The following is a 17026-nucleotide window of genomic DNA, read 5'->3' as shown; positions in this document are numbered from 1 at the left end:
GTGCTCCTGCCCCGGGAATTTCTGGCGTGGAGGCCTGCCGGGAAATCGCATGAAAACACGGGGAAATGAAACTTAAGGATTCACCGGCCGCCAAAATTGGCGCCTCGATCGCCATCGCCACCGGCCTGTACGGGGTGTCCTTTGGTGCGCTCTCAGTGGCGTCGGGCCTGACGTTTTGGCAGACGATGGTGCTGAGCCTGCTGCTGTTCAGCGGAGGTTCGCAATTTGCGTTCATCGGAGTGGTTGCCGCCGGCGGCACCGGTGTGGCTGCCATGAGTGCCTCAGCGCTGTTGGGCATCCGCAACGGCGTTTACGGCATGCAGTTGAACGCGCTGCTGCGCCCCACGGGCTGGCGTCGTTTTGCTGCCGCCCACGTCACCATTGACGAATCGACGGCAACGGCCACCGGCCAAACGGATCCGGACGAACAAAAGCGCGGGTTCTGGGTGGCCGGCGTTGGGATCTTCGTGCTGTGGAACATCATGACTGCCGTCGGGGCCGTGCTTGGCGACGCCTTGGGCGATCCCAAGCAGTGGGGGCTCGACGGGGCCGCGGTGGCGGCATTCCTGGGGTTGCTTTGGCCGCGGATCAAGGCCTTCCAGCCCGCGGCGATCGCCGTGGTCTGCGCCGTGGTGACCCTGCTGGCGGTGCCGTTGGTGCCGCCGGGGGTGCCCATCCTGGTCGCGGCGCTGGTGGCGGGGCTGATCGGCTGGTTCCGGCGCGGCGGGACCCCCGACCATGCGCCCGGCCATGTGGATGACGGCATGGAACCCGACATTGATCCTTACCGGAACGACGCCGCCGGTGCTGAGGCTGCCAGGTCTGACGCGGCCGGTATTGAGGGGGAGAACGCATGAGCATGTGGGTTTGGCTGCTGGTGGCTGCCGTGATTGGGTACGCAACAAAACTGCTGGGCTACCTGGTGCCCGCGAAGGTCTTGGCGAATCCGCGGATGTCGCGGGTGGCTGGGACCCTGACCATCGGGCTTCTGGCGTCGCTGACCATTGTCAATGCGGCGGCAAGCGGCACATCCGTGGTGCTGGATGCGCGCATTGGCGCCTTGGTGGCGGCCGCGATTGCGCTCTGGTTCAAGGCACCTTTTTTGGTGGTGGTCCTTGCCGGCGCCGCGGCCGCCGCCGGATTACGGCTGCTGGGCTGGCCCTGAGCCGTACTGTGCGTTGGGATCCTGCTGGCCGTACTGTGGCTGCTGACCTTGTTGCGGCTGGCCGTACTGTGCGTTCGGGTCCTGCTGGCCGTACTGGGGCTGATTGTATTGGGTCTGCCCGGCGGGAGGTGCAGGCGGCTGGCCGTAGCTTTGCGGCTGCTGACCTTGGAACTGTTGGCCGTACTGTGCGTTGGGGTCCTGCCCGTACTGCTGCTGTCCGTATGCCTGCTGTCCGTATTGCTGCTGGGCATATGGCTGGCCGTACTGCTGGGCGTACATCTTCTGCTCGGGAGAGACGTAGGCCGGGCCCAGGTACTTGGCCTGGCCGTAGGAGAGCATTGCAGCAAACACGATGGGGACGAATATCAGGCCAACCGTGTAGGCAGTGTCCTTGCCGAACGACTTGGCAAGGTCATTGATGGTGATGATCGTCCAATAGATTCCGGCATAAGGAATGAATTGAAGCCAAAAGCTTGACTCGGGCCGGCCCGCAATCTTCACCATGATCCAGGTGTTGTAGAAAGGCACAAAAGCGGCCCATTTCGGGTGGCCTGCCTTGCCAAAAAGACCCGCCCAGGCGAAGCCGCTGGCCAGCCAGATAACCACGAATATGAGGGCATAGATGCCCATGATGACGGCAAACAAACCCATGGTGGCGGAAGGGTCCATGGTGCTGTCGCCGTAGGAGGGGTCCCCATAGTAATTGTCGTCGTAGCTGTTAAGGGGAAGCCCCAAAGGGCGGGGCAGGGCAATAAGGGAAGAAAGCATGGGTCAACGTTATCTGCACCCATGGGCATAACCCAATGGGGTGAACTGCCCATAATGGAAGAAGCACCGCGGCTGGGCCTGAACCCAGTCAAGAATCAGCCAACAATCAGTCAGCATAATAAGAGGAGACCATCATGATCGTGGCATTTTCAGTGGCACCCAGCGGAACACCCACGGACGCACCCGCCGGAACAGGCGACGACGCTTCCGTCCACACAGCCGTCGCCGCAGCGGTAAAGGTTGTCCGCGAGTCGGGGCTGCCCAACAACACAAGTTCCATGTTCACCGAAATTGAGGGCGAATGGGATGAGGTCATGGACGTCGTGAAGCGCGCCACGGAGGCTGTGGCCCGCTATGGTTCCCGGGTCTCGCTGGTTCTGAAGGCCGACATTCGACCCGGCCACACCGGTGAACTCAGTGGCAAGGTGGCCAGGCTGGAAGGTGCGCTCGACACGCTTGGTGACTGACCGGCGTCGAACGTGTCCGATGCGCTGAAGGCCGGCTGCGTGGCCCGGGCCCGGGATCTTCAAAGGTGGTCATCGGCAGCCTGGCTGGACTGGGCCGCCGACGGGGAATGGACCGAACCGGCCGGAGCACGGCCGCTGGTGCTGGTCGCCATGTCCTCGACCTTCCAAAATCAGGTGGAGTGCCTGCAACGGATCACTGACGCGCTCGGAACCCTTCCCGTGCGGGGCATAGTCACCACGGGCCCGGCGGTACGGGTGGATCAGCTCCGTGTTCCGGCCAATGTTTCGGTGCTGGCCTCCGCACCGCACAGCGAGATCATGCGGCACGCCGACCTTGTCATCACCCACGGCGGCCACGGCACCGTGGTCAAGGCACTTGCTGCCGGGTTGCCGCTGGTCCTTCTCCACCATGGACGCGACCAGGCGGACAACGCCGTTCGGGTGACGTCCCGCGGAGCCGGAATCACAGTGTCGCGTCGTGCGGCCGCCCCAAAAATTGCCCGGGCTGTCGCCACCGTTCTGGACTCACCGGCTTACACGATGGCCGCGCAGGAGCTGGGTCTGGCGGTCGCGCATGACGCGGCCACCAGCACCGCCCTGCTTCTGGACGCGCTGGAAGATTAAACACTGCCGAATTCAGCCCTGTCGGAGCCGGCGAAACCGTCCTACGCTGGGCTCATGGTTGAGCATCAGCGCAGGCCCGGTTGGGCGGAGGTTGAGGATTTCTTGTCCGCCACGCTCGTGCAGGGCGGGACGGAAATGGCTGCCGTGATCGAGAGCATCGACGCCGCCGGCATGCCGCGGATCGAGGTGGCACCCACTGCGGGGAAGCTGCTCATGCTGCTGGTGCGGATCCAGGGCGCACGGCGGGTGCTGGAAATCGGCACCCTGGCCGGTTTCAGCACCATCTGGCTGGCCCGCGGAATGCCCGACGGCGGCCACGTCACCACCTGCGAATACCTGCCCGAACACGCGGCCGTGGCCAGGCGCAATCTCGATGTGGCAGGCGTTGGATCCATGGTCGACATTCGTGTGGGGGCGGCACTGGACACACTGCCCACGCTGCTTGGCGGAGAACCGTACGACTTTGTCTTCATCGACGCCGACAAGTCGAACAACGTGAACTACCTGAAATGGGCGCTGAAACTTACCCGGCCCGGCAGTGTGATCGTCATGGACAACGTGATTTGGGAAGGCACCATCCTGGACCCGGATGCCGACCCCGACGCCGGCGCCATCCGGGCCGCGCTGGAATTCATGGGCGCCAGCCCGTTGTTGGACGCAACCGCAATCCAGACCGCCGGGTCGAAGGGCTGGGACGGGTTCGCGATCGCCGTCGTGCGGCAGGGCTCGGCTACTCTGGGGGAGTGACTATTCTTCTGCGCCCCGCCACCGCCGACGACGCCGAGGACGTGATGCGCCTGCACCTGCACTGCCACGAGGAAGCGTACGGCCGGCACCTGCCACCGGAATTTTTCGCCATGCGCAGGGAGACACTGCCCGGACGGGTGGAGACCCTTCGCAAGGGAATCGCCGCCGGGCATATTCCCATGTTGGCATGCGACGACGAAGGCTTGGTCGGGGTGGCCGCCGCCGGTCCTGCGCGTGACGCCGATGCGCCCGCACCGGTCGAACTGGGGCTGATTTACACCCTCGCACGGGTTCACGGCAGCGGCGCCGGGCAGCTGCTCCTCGACGCTGTGATCGGCAAACAGGCCGCCTGCCTGTGGGTCCTTGAAGACAACCCCCGGGCGCATGCCTTTTATGCAAGGAATGGTTTTGTCCTGGACGGTGTGCGCAAGCTGATGCCGGCGCAGTGGAGCAGCTTGCCCGAGGTTCGGATGGTCCGCACGGGTGTGGGTGCCTGATGGGCCGCAAGCGACCAGCAAAGAATGTGGTTCTTGAACCGGAGGCATCCGGCAAGGGACCTGTGGCGGGAACCTTCCAAACTGACACCGGCATGGCTGAGCTGATTCCCGACGGCGACAACCCCAACGGCTGGCTGCTCATGCTCAACGGCGTCCAAAGTTCCCATGTGGACCTGGCGGATCCGCTGCGTCTTGAGTTTGAATACATGCGCTGGATCGTGGCGCTTGTGGAAGATCGCTGGCCCTCCACCGAGAAGCTGCGCACCTTGAGTCTCGGTGGGGCCGCTTGTTCCATGCCCCGTTACCTGGTGGCGGCCTATCCAAACTCCCGCAATGTGGTGGTGGAGATTGACGGCAAGCTGGCCAACCATGTCCGTGACTGGTTTGACCTGCCACGCGCACCCCTGCTGAAAATCCGGGTCGGGGAGGCCCGTCAGGTCACCGAATCACTGACCGAGGCCAGCCGCGACTTGATCATCCGGGACGTCTTCGCCGGGGCCAAGACACCGCACGCGCTGACCACTGCCGAGTTCACCGCGGCAGCACGGAAGGTGCTCGCGCCCGGCGGTGCCTATGTTGTGAACTGCGGTGACTCCCCGTCCCTGTCCACGGCGCGCCGGGAATCTGCCACGATCGCCGCGGCCTTCAAACACACGGCCATCATCGCCGATCCGCCCATGCTCAAGGGCCGCCGCTCGGGCAACATCATCATCGCCGGAAGTGATGCACCCCTGGGGGACGGTGCCGGCCTGCCGCGGAAACTGCTCGGCGGCGCCATGCCGGCACAGCTCTGGGACGACGCCAGGGTCCGCGACTTCGGGCGCAGCGCCGTGGTGCTGACCGACGCCTAGCCGCGCGGGTCGCCTAGTCGCGCCGACGTCGGGTGAGTCCGGCGGCAGGCGGGCCGGCAATCAGGGGCGGGTGGCCGACGTCGTACTTTGGGCAGCTGCCGCAGCGCTTGATTCATCCACCAGCACGGCGCGGTCCAGGCCCTTGCCGCGGACCCACAGCTTGAACGCAACGGCCAGCAGCACCAGCCAAATGCCGCCGACATACAGGGCAACCCGGGTGTCGGGGTAGATGCCCAGCAGCACGATCACACCCAGCATGAACGCGCCGGTCAGGATCGAGGCGAGGGGCCAGAGGGGAACGGGGAAGTCTGACGGGGCCAGCTGTTTGCGGGCGATCTGCCGCTTCATGGCCACGTGGGAGGCCAGGATCATCAGCCACACCCACACCGTGGCAAAGGTGGCGATCGAGGCGATGAGCAGGAAGACGTCCTCGGGGATGGTGGCGTTCAGGACCACGCCCACCAGCAGCACCCCTGTCATAAGGACAACTGTCATCCACGGCACGCCCGAGCGGGAGATTTTACCGAAGACAGCGGGCGCATGGCCCTGCTGGGAGAGCCCGAACAGGACCCGGCCGGCGCCAAAGATGTCGGAGTTGACGGCGGAGAGCGCCGCGGTGATGACCACGGCATTGAGGATGTGTGCGGCGAGGGGGATGCCCAGGGAATCGAAAATTTGCACGAACGGGCTGGTCTCGCCGGTGATTTCCTGCCACGGGATCAAGGCCATGAGCACGCCGATTGTCAGTACGTAAAACAACAGGATGCGCAGGGGGACGGTATTTACCGCCGCGGGGATCGACTTGCCCGGGTTCGCTGCCTCGCCGGCCGTTACACCGATGGTTTCAATGCCGCCAAAGGCAAACATGACGACGGCGAACGCGGCCAAAAGCCCCACCCAGCCGTTGGGCATGAAGCCGCCATGGTCCACCAGGTTCCCGAGTCCCGGGACGGCTTCGCCGCCTTCCATGTGGAAGCCAAAGACGATGATGGCCGCGCCGCCGGCGATCATGGCGATGATGGCCGAGACCTTGACCAGGGAGAACCAAAACTCCAGTTCGCCAAACACCTTCACGCTGAGCAGGTTGATGGCGGCCAGGAAAAAGATGATGGCCAGCACCCAGATCCACCGCGGGACGTCCTGGAACCAGAAGCCCATGTAAATGCTGAAGGCCGTGACGTCGGCAATGGCAACAATGGCCATTTCAAAGACATAGGTCCAGCCCGTGATGAAGCCCGCCAGGGGGCCGAGGTAGCGGCTGGCGTATTGGCCAAACGAGCCCGAAACGGGGTGGCGGACGGCGAGTTCGCCCAAGGCCCGCATCACCATGAACACTGCAGCGCCGGCAATGATGTATGCCAGCAAAACTGCCGGCCCGGCCTTTTGGATGGCACTGGAAGAGCCATAGAACAAGCCGGTGCCGATGGCTGAACCCAACGCCATGAAGCGGATGTGGCGGGCGTTCAAGCCACGGGTCAGGACAGGTCCCTTGGAGTTCATGCGTGAGCTTTCTAACACTGCGTGCCGGGTGGACTGCGCCACATGTGGCGCACATTGGGTGGCGGGGATCACTCTTATGGGTGTCTTTTGGCCATTTTCGCGGTGCTGCACCCGCAGAATCCGGTATTTCAGACGGCAATATTCTATAGTGTGGGCACGGTGATTGCGATGCCGGAACTATCCTGAGGTGCCATGACAATTCCTGAACGGACTCACTCCGATGCTGCGCCCGCTGGTGCTGCGCCCGCTGGTGCTGCGCGGCGGGCTGCAAAAGCGCCGTCCAAGGTGCCGGCGGCGGAAAACACCCTGCGCATTTTGAAATTGCTGTCGTCCAAGCGGGGGCCGCTGGCGGCGTCGACCATTGCCACAACCCTGGAACTTCCGCGTTCCAGTGTTTACCACCTGCTCGGCGTCATGGAGCAAAGCGGCTTTGTCATGCACCTCCACGAAGAACAGCGGTACGGACTTGGTGTTGCCGCCTTTGAGCTCAGCAGCGCCTACTCACGGCAGGAGCCGTTGTCCCGCCTGGGCCGGCCGTTGCTGGCCACGCTGGTGGACAAGGTGGGTGAAAGCGCCCATTTGGCCGTCATGCACGGCCGCGACGTCCTCTACATCGTCGAAGAGCGGGCCAAGAACCGACCCTCCCTGGTGACCGACGTCGGGGTGCGGCTGCCCAGCCACCTCACAGCCAGCGGCCGTGCGATCCTGGCCGCCCTGCCAAAATCCCAGGTCAGGGCCCTGTACCCGAACGCTGCGGCGTTCAGTTCGCGCACTGAAGTGCCCGACCCCATCGGCAAATACTCAACGCTGTCCGCGCACCTCGACCAGGTGCGGATCCGCGGCTACTCCACCGAGCATGGTGAGGTCACCGACGGTTTTGGTTCCGTTGCCGCGGCCGTCACCGACCACCTCGGCTGGCCCGTTGCTGCCGTGGCCGTCACGTTCTTGGAAGAAAAGGTGCCGGTTGAGACGTGGCCGGACCTGGCCCGGCGCGTGGAGAAAGTCGCCCAGGACCTGTCTGTGCGGATTTACGGCCGCCGCGAAGGATAATTCCGGCCCTTTCCTCCGGCCGCGATAGCGGCCCGGGGAGCGGCAGCGGCTCCGGGGTAGTTGTTACCATGCGACGCCGGTCTACCGGGCGCGTTTGGCAACCACTACCCCTACGCTTGCTGGATGTGTCGGGGTCATGTCAGCCGGTCTTTTTTGATGGCAAGCCGGCTTCATGGAGAATTCGCACGAGCCTGCGGCTGTCCTTCAGGTCATCCCAAACCCACCGCACCACGTTGTAGCCTTTGGCGCGCAGCCTGTCCTCACGATTCTTCTCTTCCACCACGACTTGGGAGGGTGTCTTTCCCCTCAGGTATCTCTGGGCTGAATACTTTTCGAAGCCGTCGAACTCGCCGAGTGTCTTGTATTCCTCCCAATCAAAGTCTGGCAGGCCGATGAATCCCCGGCTGTCGGAGAATCGAACCTGCAGTGCGGGAGATGGGAATCCGTGTTCAATCATGATGGCCCGGCTGAAGGATTCGCCTGGCGACCCGGAAAGTGGGTCGGCGACGCTGAGCACACGCTCAACACGGTGGCGCTGGGTCCTGTAGGGAAGCACGCTGCTGGCTGCAACTACGTCGTCGGCAGTGAAGAAGCGCTGCTGGTCCATGGGGTAGTCACCGAGCAATTTTTGCTGCAGGAGCTTATCCATGGACGGCAAGGCTCCGGTGAGAGGCAGGCGAACGGCAAGGTCCCGGGCGGTTTGGGGCGGCGGCGTCAGCAGCATGCCGAACATCTGCCAGGGCGGAGGGTCCCCTTCAAGGCCACTGATACGCCGGACGCCGCGGTTGCTTTGGCCGCCGTTCTTGCCGGGCGGGACAACTGTCTGTACATCCTCGGGGACACCGATGACGGGCAGGCCCATGATCTGGGCCGCGGATTCACGGGCAAAGACGGGAGGGGTTTCGGCGGATTCGTGGACAGCCTGAATGTGGACTCGATATTTTTCCCAGGGTTTGAGTGCTTCCCAAACCTCTGTGGGAAGGTAAAGGCCCCGACGAACCCGCTTCAATTTTCCGGACTCAGCTTGCCGGGCAAGCCGTCGGGCTGAGTCCTCGTCGGCGAATTTACTTGCCGGCGTAATAAAAGGTGGAACTTGAAAGCTGCTCATCGTCTCATCGTGGGACGAAGGGCTCTTGAGTGACAGGCCCAACGGACGGAATGTGGATAGCGGGGGGACGTGCATGGGCTGTGGAGGAACCAACGGGATCAATCCGGGAGCCACCCGCCGATTCGGGGGTAGTTGTTACCAAATGCGCACGGTCTACCGGCCGCTTTTGGCAACAACTACCCCCGACCTTGCTGGGAGTGTCCACGACGGGGTCGCAGGGCAACAACTACCCCCGTCCGCCGGTGCGGGTGTTGGCTGGCAATGCCCCACATGTGTAGTTGCGTCGAGGGCTGGAGGAAATGGAGCCCAAGCGGAGCGTGTCTGGAATCCCGGACAGCATGCCGTGGATGGTGCTGAATTCGGTGCGGTTAAGCGGAATAGTGGGAGGCAAGAGCACCGCAACACAAAGGATTCCACCATGACCGCCACCGTACTGTCCCAAGAAGTCACCCTTTCCTCCTCAGGCGTCACGCCCGAGGATGTCATCGCCGTCGCCCGCCACGATGCCAAGGTGGTGATCAGCGCGGAGGCGCTGGCCGGCGTCGAACGGGTCAGGGAACACATCGAGAAACTGGCGCACTCCGAAACACCTGCCTACGGCATCTCCACCGGGTTCGGCGCGCTGGCCAACCGGCACATCCCGGCCGACATGCGCACCCAGCTGCAAAAATCGCTCATCCGCAGCCACTCCGCCGGCATGGGTCCGGCCGTGGAGCGAGAGGTGGTGCGTGCCCTGATGTTCCTGCGCGCCAAGACGCTGGCCAGCGGCCGGACCGGCGTGCGCCCCGTGGTTGTGCAGACCATGGTGGACGTGCTCAACGCCGGCATCACACCCGTGGTCCGTGAATTCGGCTCGCTGGGCTGCTCCGGCGACCTCGCACCGCTCTCCCACTGCGCGCTGGTGCTCATGGGCGAGGGCGAAGCTGCCGGCCCCGACGGCGTTGTAAAACCCGTCCCCGAACTGCTCGCCGCCGCCGGCATCACACCCATCGAACTCGCCGAAAAGGAGGGTTTGGCGCTGGTCAACGGCACCGACGGGATGCTCGGCATGCTCCTGATGGCCATCGCCGACCTGAAAATGCTGCTTACGACGGCGGACATCACCGCCGCGCTCAGCGTCGAGGGCCTTCTGGGCACCGACCAGGTGTTCGTGCCCGAACTGCACATGGAACTGCGCCCGCATCCCGGCCAGGCCGCCAGTGCCGACAACATGCTGCGCGTGCTGGCCAATTCGCCCATCGTGGCCTCGCACCGGGTGGGCGATTCCCGCGTCCAGGACGCCTATTCGCTGCGCTGCGCCCCCCAGGTTGCCGGCGCTGCCCGCGACACCGTTGACCACGCGCTCATGGTTGCCACCCGCGAGCTTGCCGCCGCGATCGACAATCCCGTGGTGCTGCCTGATGGCCGGGTCTCCTCCAACGGCAACTTCCACGGCGCCCCGGTGGCCTATGTGCTGGACTTCCTCGCGATCGTTTCCGCGGACGTTGCCTCCATCGCCGAGCGCCGCACCGACCGCATGCTCGACCCCGCCCGCTCGCACGGCCTGCCCGCCTTCCTGGCCGGCGATCCCGGCGTGGACTCGGGCCTGATGATCGCCCAGTACACGCAGGCCGGCCTCGTCTCAGACTCCAAGCGCCTGGCCGTTCCCGCCTCCGTTGACTCCATCCCCAGCTCCGCCATGCAGGAGGACCACGTGTCCATGGGCTGGCACGCCGCCCGCAAGTTGCGCCGATCCGTGGAAAATCTGCGCCGCGTCCTCGCCATCGAATTGGTCACCGCAACCCGTGCCATTGACATGCGCACTGCCATGTCCGACGGCGAACTGGTCCCCGGCCCGGCTGGCGCGGCTGTGCTCGAGGTGCTTCGGGCGACAGTGCAGGGGCCGGGCTCGGACAGGTTCCTCTCGCCCGAGCTGGAGGAAGCCGACCGCCTCGTGGGCTCCGGCGCCATCCGTGCCGCAGCCGAGCAGGCAACAGGTCCGCTGAACTAGTCCCCACGCCCTCCCACCGCTCGTACCTCGCGGCGGGGCCCTCGGGCGTGTGGGCCCATTACGGTGGGGCCCCTCGCAGGCGTAGGCCCCGCCGCGGGTCAGGCTGCCGCGAGGACGGCGTCGAGCAGCCCGGGGAACCGCACGCTCAAGTCCGTGGTGCGGAGGCTGTTGAGAATCTTCGTCCCCTGATATTGCTGGGAGATCACGCCGGCCTCGCGCAACACCCGGAAGTGGTGGGTGGAGGTGGACTTGCTCACCGGCAGCTCGAATTCGATGCACGCCTGGTCGTCGTGGCCGCCGGCCAGCTGCGCCACGATCGTGCGTCGAACCGGGTCGGCCAGGGCGGACAGGATGGTGTCCAGATTCATCTGCCCGGGCGTGGGATGCTCAAGGCTGCGTGCAGGACCCATGGTGTGTTGCGCTCCTTTGCGAGGCGTTTGCTTGTACGAGTTTCATCATACTACGATGGGCCACGTACTAAGAAGATGACGCGCCAACTTTTGGGAGATCCCCCGCATGACTGAGCTGTTCGAGCCACTGACCGTCCGTGGCACCACCATCCCGAATCGCGTCTGGATGTCACCGATGTGCACCTATTCGGCAGTCTCCGATGGTTCGGATGTGGCAGCGCCCAACGATTTCCATCTGGCTCACTACGCTGCCCGCGCCGCTGGCGGCGTTGGACTTGCCATGGTGGAGGCCACCGGCGTGCTGCCCGAAGGGCGCATCTCGCCCTACGATCTGGGAGTCTGGGCCGATTCCCAGATCCCCGCCCACCGGCGGCTGGCCAACGCCATCGCGAATGCCGGGGCGGTACCCGGAATCCAGCTGGCCCACGCCGGGCGCAAGGCTTCGATGGAGCGCCCGTGGCTTGGCGGCGGCCCCGTTGCCGCGGATGCGGGCGGCTGGCCCGTCGTCGGACCCAGTGCGATTGCCTTTCCGGGGTATCCGGAACCTGCCGCCATGACCGTGGCGGACATCGAGGGCGTGGTTGCGGCCTGGGCGAACGCGGCCCGGCGCGCGCAGGAAGCTGGCTACGAAGTGGTGGAAATCCACGCCGCCCATGGCTACCTGCTGCATTCCTTCCTGTCGCCACTGAGCAACAACCGCACAGACAACTATGGTGGCAGCCTCGAAAACCGGGCCCGCATTGTCCTTGAGGTGCTCGACGCCGTGCGCAGCGTTTGGCCCGAGGACAAGCCGATGTTCCTGCGCATCTCCACCACCGACTGGGTGGCTGAGTATGTCGACGATGGCAGGGAGGCGTGGGAGCTGGAGGATTCAATCGTGCTTTCGCGCTGGGCGCGTGAGCATGGCGCGGACTTGATCGATGCCTCCTCGGGAGCCTTGGTGCCGGCCAAGATTCCGCACCGCGAGGATTACCAAACCCGGAATGCCGCACTGTTGCGGGCCGCAAGCGGAACGTTGGTGGCCGCCGTCGGACGTATTGCTGATCCCGCAGTTGCCCAGGAATTGCTGGCCAATGGCTCGGCCGACGCCGTATTCATCGGCCGGGCGCTGTTGCGTGACGCCTCGTGGGCCAACAACGCCGCGTCCGCCCTGGGGGCCAGGGGCCGCTTCATTCCGCAGTACGACTACGCGGTCTAAACTGCAGCCCAAACTGCGGGCACATCCACATCCTCACGACGGAAGGCACAAAATGCGAGTATTTCAGATTGGCGCGGCCGGCGGGGTCGGTGCACGGCTGGCCGGCATCCTGCACGCACGCGGGGACGAATCCAGCGGCATGCACCGCAACCCGGCACAGGCGGACGCGGTCCGGGCCACCGGGGCGACACCGGTGCCGGGCGACCTCATCGCGGACAGTGTGGGGGAGTTGGCGGAGAAGATGCGCGGGCATGACGCCGTGGTCTTTTCCGCCGGGGCCCACGGCACGGGCGTGGACCAGACAACGCTGATCGACGGCAAGGGCTTGGAGAAGTCCGCGGACGCTGCAGTTCTTGCAGGAATTTCCCGGTTCATCCTTGTCTCGGCCTTTCCCGAGTCGGAACGGGACGCGGGACTGGGTGCGGGCTATGAACACTACATGCGTGTCAAGAAGCAGGCCGACGTGTATTTGGCCCGCACGAATCTCGACTGGCTCATCGTCCGGCCCGGAATGCTCAGCAATGATCCCGGGGACGGATTTGTCGCCGCGGGACCGGCCATTGAGTACGGGGTGGTTCGGCGGGACAACGTGGCGGCCTTCCTTGGCGCCGCGCTTCAGGAGCCACAACTGAACCGGGCCATCGTGGAACTGACCGACGGCGACTTGCCGGTTCGGGACGCCGTGGCAGGTCTGCTCCGGCAGGGTCGAAAACACCTCTGAAACCGGGGCGGCGAAAGAACCATTGGGGAACTGTTTTTCACTGTTGCCAGACCGTGGCGGGGCGTGCATAATGTTCGAAGATAACTAAACTTCAAACATCTATTCGAATCGGATTCCCCCGTGAAACTTTTTCGGCTGGCCATCAGCCATGCGCGGCCCTATTGGGCGTGGGTTGTTGCCGTCCTGGTCCTGCAGCTCATTTCCACCCTTGCGGCCCTGTACCTGCCCAGCCTCAACGCCCAGATCATCGACCAGGGCATCGCCAAGGGTGACACCGACTTCATCTGGTCAACGGGCGTGACCATGATTGTTGTTTGCTTTGTGCAGGTCGCCGCCGCAATTGGCGGCATCTACTTTGGTGCCCGCACGGCCATGGCCATAGGACGCGACCTGCGCCGCGAGGTGTACTACCGGGTCAACGCCCTTGGTGCCCTGGACGTCAGCCGGTTCGGCACGGCGACGCTGATCACACGCAACACCAACGACGTCCAGCAGGTGCAGATGCTGGTGCTGATGGCACTGAATTTCATGGTGTCAACCCCCATCATGTGCATCGGCGGGATCGTGATGGCCCTGCGCGAAGACGTGGGGCTGTCCTGGCTGCTGTGGGTGTCGGTGCCGCTGCTGTTCATTGTGGTCGGCTTCCTTGTCGTGCGGCTGCTGCCGCTGTTCCGCGAAATGCAGGACCGCATCGACACCGTCAACGGCGTCCTGCGCGAACAAATTGTCGGCATCAGGGTCATTCGGGCGTTTGTTCGAGAGAAGTACGAAGCCGAACGCTACCGCGACGCCAACCTGAAACTGACCCGCGTTTCGGTGCGGGTGGGCAACTTGTTTGTGCTCATGTTCCCGCTGATCATGATGATCCTGCACCTGGCCACCGCCGCCGTGCTGTGGTTTGGCGGCCAGCGCGTGGATGCCGGACAAATGCAGATCGGCTCGCTGACGGCGTTCCTGCAGTACCTCCTGCAGATCCTCGTGGCCGTGATGATGGGTGTATTCATGGTCATGATGATTCCCCGCGCAGCCATCTCGGCCGAGCGCCTGGACGACGTGCTGACTGCGGAACCCAGCCTCGTCGTCCCGAAGGGCACAGCGTCACCCGAGAGCCACGCCGTCGAATTTTCAGCGGTGTCCTTTGGTTACCCCGGCGCCGAACGCCCGGTGTTGAACAACGTGAGCTTCACCGCCCGCCAGGGACAGACGACGGCGATCGTCGGCTCAACCGGTTCGGGCAAGTCCACGCTGCTGAACCTGATTCCGCGGCTTTTCGACCCGCAGGACGGCACGGTGCGCATTGGCGGTGTGGATGTCAGCGAGCTCAGCCGGCCGCAAATGGCGAAACTGGTGGGGTTGGTGCCGCAGAAACCGTACCTGTTCTCGGGAACCGTGGCCTCCAACCTGAAATTTGGCCGCCCCGAGGCCAACGACGACGAGCTGTGGGAGGCGCTGCGCGTGGCCCAGGCAAAGGATTTTGTGGGGGAGAAGCCCAAGCAGCTCGACACCCCCATCGCCCAGGGCGGCACCAACGTTTCAGGCGGGCAGCGGCAGCGGCTGTGCATCGCCCGGGCGCTGGCCTCGCGTCCGCGGATCTTCCTGTTCGACGATTCCTTCTCGGCCCTTGACGTGGCCACCGACCAGCGGCTGCGGGAATCCCTGCATGCCGCCACCACGGGTGCAACAGTGATCATCGTGGCCCAGCGCATCTCAACCATCCGGGAGGCCGACCACATCATTGTGCTGGACAACGGTGAAATCGTGGGCGCCGGCACGCATGACGACCTGCTGGAAGAAAATGACACGTACCGCGAAATTGTTGAATCGCAGCTGAGCGTTGAGGGAGTCGCCTGATGGCGCGCAAGAGCAAGTCCGCGGAGTCCCCGCAGCAGGCGCCGGAGATCGACGCCATTGAAGAGGAGCTCATCCCCGAGTACAAGCCCTCCGAGTCTGACGGGGACATGTTTGGCGGGGCGCCCGCCAAGAAAGCCGAGCATTTCTGGCCCTCGGTGAAGCGGCTCGTTGGCCTGGTGCGCCCGGAGCGTGTCATGTTCTCGGTCGTGATCGCCCTGGTGGCCGCCTCGGTGGTCCTGACAGTCATTGCGCCGAAGATCCTCGGTGCGGCCATGGACGTCATCTTCAACGGCGTGATTGGCTCGCAACTGCCCGCGGGGGTCCCGCTGGAGACGCTGGTGGAGGCGCAGCGGGCGGCCGGCAACAACCAATTTGCCGACATGCTGGCGAAGGCGGACCTTGTTCCCGGCGCCGGCATCGACTTTGTTGAACTGAGCCGGCTCATTGTCATTGTGCTGGCACTGTACATGGTTGCCTCGACGCTCATGTGGCTGCAGGGCTACCTGTTGAACGCCCTGGTCATGCGCGTGGTGTTCCGCCTGCGCGAGGACATTGAGCGCAAGCTCAACCGGCTGCCGCTGGGCTACTTCGACACCCGGCAGCGCGGGGACTTGATGTCCCGGGTGACGAACGACGTCGACAATATCCAGGCTGCCCTGCAACAGGCTTTCTCGCAACTGGTGCAATCCGCCCTGACAGTCATTGGCATTGGCGTGATGATGTTCATCGTGTCCTGGCAGCTGGCCTTGATCGCGCTCATCGCGCTCCCGCTCTCGGCCGTGATTGCCGGTGTGATCGGCACGCGCTCGCAGAAGCTCTTTGCCGCGCAGTGGAAGCACACAGGTTCCCTCAACGGCCACATCGAGGAGACGTTCTCGGGGCTGGAACTTGTCCGCGCCTACGGCCGTGACGAGGAGATGTTGGCCGAGTTTGACGAGCGCAACGAACACCTGTTCAAGGCCTCCTTTGGTGCACAGTTTGTCTCCGGCATGATCATGCCGGCCATGCAGTTCGTCTCCTACCTCTCCTACGTGCTGGTCGCCGTCGTCGGTGGCGTGCGCGTGGCAACCGGCGGGATGACCCTGGGCGACGCTACGGCGTTCATCCAGTACTCGCGCGAATTCTCCCAGCCCATTGGTGAGATGGCGGGCATTGCCAACATGATCCAGTCCGGCGTGGCATCGGCTGAGCGGACCTTTGAAATCCTCGACGCCGACGAGCAGGAAGCCGAGGAGGGCTCGGATCTGCTGCCCGAGCGGACCGACGGCCACGTGCGCTTTGAGGACGTCTCGTTCAGCTACGATCCGGAAACCCCGCTCATCAACGACGTGTCCCTGACGGTGGAACCGGGACAGACAGTGGCCATTGTCGGTCCCACCGGAGCCGGCAAGACCACGCTCGTGAACCTTGTCATGCGCTTTTACGAGGTCACCGGCGGGCGGATCCTGCTCGACGGCGTCGACACCCGTGCGCTGTCCCGCGAGCAGGTCAGGTCGCAGGTTGGCATGGTGCTCCAGGACGCCTGGTTGTTTGAGGGCACCATCCGCGAGAACATCCGCTACGGGCGCCTCGACGCCACCGACGAGGAGATCGTTGCGGCGGCCGAGGCCACCATGGTTGACAGGTTCGTCCGGCAGCTGCCCGACGGCTACGACACGGTGATCGACGCCGACGGCGGCACGGTCTCGGCCGGTGAACGGCAGCTGCTCACCATCGCCCGCGCCTTCATTGCCCAGCCGTCGCTGTTGATCCTGGACGAGGCCACGTCCTCGGTGGACACCCGCACGGAGCTGCTGGTCCAACACGCCATGGCGGCACTGCGCACGGACCGGACCTCGTTTGTGATTGCGCACAGGCTCTCCACCATTCGCGACGCCCACGCCATCCTGGTCATGGAGGACGGTGACATCGTCGAACACGGCACGCACGAGGAGCTCCTCGCCCGCCGCGGCGCCTACTACAGGCTCTACAAGACCCAATTCCAGGGTGGCCACGACCTGGACGACGAGGTCGCTGCCGAGGTGCACTGATGGTCGCGGCTCGGCCGCGAACGGACGGTGGCCGAGCCGCAATCCCACC

At 64.5% G+C, this 17026-nt stretch carries 17 protein-coding genes; 13 read left to right on the top strand and 4 right to left on the bottom strand.

What is annotated here, in order from left to right:
* Positions 1–65: 65 nt before the first annotated feature.
* The gene (locus ACT3TS_RS06815) at positions 66–857 is read left to right on the top strand and encodes an AzlC family ABC transporter permease (RefSeq protein WP_444530747.1); all 792 of its coding nucleotides are present in this window, start codon (positions 66–68) and stop codon (positions 855–857) included.
* Positions 854–1165, top strand: coding sequence for an AzlD domain-containing protein (locus ACT3TS_RS06810; protein WP_444530746.1), 312 nt, complete (start codon positions 854–856; stop codon positions 1163–1165). Before ACT3TS_RS06815 ends, ACT3TS_RS06810 begins: the two co-directional genes overlap by 4 nt.
* Here the strand turns inward: ACT3TS_RS06810 and ACT3TS_RS06805 are convergent.
* Complete coding sequence (locus tag ACT3TS_RS06805) at positions 1142–1933, bottom strand: DUF5684 domain-containing protein (protein WP_444530745.1); 792 nt, start codon at positions 1931–1933, stop codon at positions 1142–1144. The two genes, ACT3TS_RS06810 and ACT3TS_RS06805, sit on opposite strands and share 24 nt — an antisense overlap.
* Before the next feature lie 134 nt (positions 1934–2067).
* On the opposite strand from ACT3TS_RS06805, the gene ACT3TS_RS06800 reads away from it, so the two are divergent.
* From ACT3TS_RS06800 to ACT3TS_RS06780, 5 genes are read left to right on the top strand one after another with little or no spacing between them, the layout of a single operon-like run.
* Positions 2068–2400 carry a thiamine-binding protein gene (locus tag ACT3TS_RS06800; RefSeq protein WP_444530744.1) on the top strand — a complete coding sequence of 111 codons (333 nt, stop codon included), beginning with the start codon at positions 2068–2070 and terminating at the stop codon, positions 2398–2400.
* Between the two features lie 12 nt (positions 2401–2412).
* Positions 2413–3024 carry a glycosyltransferase gene (locus ACT3TS_RS06795; RefSeq protein ID WP_444530743.1) on the top strand — a complete coding sequence of 204 codons (612 nt, stop codon included), beginning with the start codon at positions 2413–2415 and terminating at the stop codon, positions 3022–3024.
* A 54-nt stretch (positions 3025–3078) separates the two neighbouring features.
* Positions 3079–3771, top strand: a complete 693-nt coding sequence (locus tag ACT3TS_RS06790) for an O-methyltransferase (RefSeq protein ID WP_444530742.1) — start codon at positions 3079–3081, stop codon at positions 3769–3771.
* Positions 3768–4268, top strand: coding sequence for a GNAT family N-acetyltransferase (locus tag ACT3TS_RS06785; protein WP_444530741.1), 501 nt, complete (start codon positions 3768–3770; stop codon positions 4266–4268). Before ACT3TS_RS06790 ends, ACT3TS_RS06785 begins: the two co-directional genes overlap by 4 nt.
* Positions 4268–5119, top strand: a complete 852-nt coding sequence (locus tag ACT3TS_RS06780; RefSeq protein ID WP_444530740.1) for a spermidine synthase — start codon at positions 4268–4270, stop codon at positions 5117–5119. The genes ACT3TS_RS06785 and ACT3TS_RS06780 overlap by 1 nt, the downstream gene beginning before the upstream one ends.
* 60 nt (positions 5120–5179) lie before the next feature.
* On the opposite strand, the gene ACT3TS_RS06775 is transcribed toward ACT3TS_RS06780, so the two are convergent.
* Complete coding sequence (locus tag ACT3TS_RS06775) at positions 5180–6619, bottom strand: amino acid permease (RefSeq protein WP_444530739.1); 1440 nt, start codon at positions 6617–6619, stop codon at positions 5180–5182.
* A 192-nt stretch (positions 6620–6811) separates the two neighbouring features.
* On the opposite strand from ACT3TS_RS06775, the gene ACT3TS_RS06770 reads away from it, so the two are divergent.
* Positions 6812–7669, top strand: coding sequence for an IclR family transcriptional regulator (locus ACT3TS_RS06770; RefSeq protein WP_444530738.1), 858 nt, complete (start codon positions 6812–6814; stop codon positions 7667–7669).
* Positions 7670–7808: 139 nt separating this feature from the next.
* Here ACT3TS_RS06770 and ACT3TS_RS06765 read toward each other — a convergent pair whose 3' ends face one another.
* Positions 7809–8777, bottom strand: coding sequence for a hypothetical protein (locus tag ACT3TS_RS06765; protein ID WP_444530737.1), 969 nt, complete (start codon positions 8775–8777; stop codon positions 7809–7811).
* A 418-nt stretch (positions 8778–9195) separates the two neighbouring features.
* On the opposite strand from ACT3TS_RS06765, the gene hutH reads away from it, so the two are divergent.
* Positions 9196–10767: a histidine ammonia-lyase gene (gene hutH / locus ACT3TS_RS06760; RefSeq protein ID WP_444530736.1), complete on the top strand. Its 1572-nt coding sequence runs from the start codon at positions 9196–9198 to the stop codon at positions 10765–10767.
* A 98-nt stretch (positions 10768–10865) separates the two neighbouring features.
* Here the strand turns inward: hutH and ACT3TS_RS06755 are convergent, their stop codons facing one another.
* A complete protein-coding gene (locus ACT3TS_RS06755) occupies positions 10866–11177 on the bottom strand; it encodes an ArsR/SmtB family transcription factor (RefSeq protein WP_444530735.1) in 312 nt (103 codons plus the stop codon).
* A 106-nt stretch (positions 11178–11283) separates the two neighbouring features.
* On the opposite strand from ACT3TS_RS06755, the gene ACT3TS_RS06750 reads away from it, so the two are divergent.
* The 4 genes from ACT3TS_RS06750 to ACT3TS_RS06735 all read left to right on the top strand — a co-directional run bounded on the left by ACT3TS_RS06750 (position 11284) and on the right by ACT3TS_RS06735 (position 16977).
* Entirely contained in the window at positions 11284–12375 is a 1092-nt protein-coding gene (locus tag ACT3TS_RS06750; protein WP_444530734.1) for an NADH:flavin oxidoreductase/NADH oxidase, read from the top strand.
* Positions 12376–12427: 52 nt separating this feature from the next.
* Positions 12428–13096: an NAD(P)-binding oxidoreductase gene (locus tag ACT3TS_RS06745; protein ID WP_444530733.1), complete on the top strand. Its 669-nt coding sequence runs from the start codon at positions 12428–12430 to the stop codon at positions 13094–13096.
* 120 nt (positions 13097–13216) lie between these two features.
* Positions 13217–14947, top strand: a complete 1731-nt coding sequence (locus ACT3TS_RS06740; RefSeq protein ID WP_444530732.1) for an ABC transporter ATP-binding protein — start codon at positions 13217–13219, stop codon at positions 14945–14947.
* Positions 14947–16977: an ABC transporter ATP-binding protein gene (locus ACT3TS_RS06735; RefSeq protein ID WP_444530731.1), complete on the top strand. Its 2031-nt coding sequence runs from the start codon at positions 14947–14949 to the stop codon at positions 16975–16977. The genes ACT3TS_RS06740 and ACT3TS_RS06735 overlap by 1 nt, the downstream gene beginning before the upstream one ends.
* Positions 16978–17026: the final 49 nt, after the last annotated feature.

Source organism: Specibacter sp. AOP5-B1-6, assembly GCF_052376555.1.
GTDB lineage: Bacteria > Actinomycetota > Actinomycetes > Actinomycetales > Micrococcaceae > Specibacter.
This window is presented reverse-complemented; position numbering and strand designations above follow the sequence as displayed.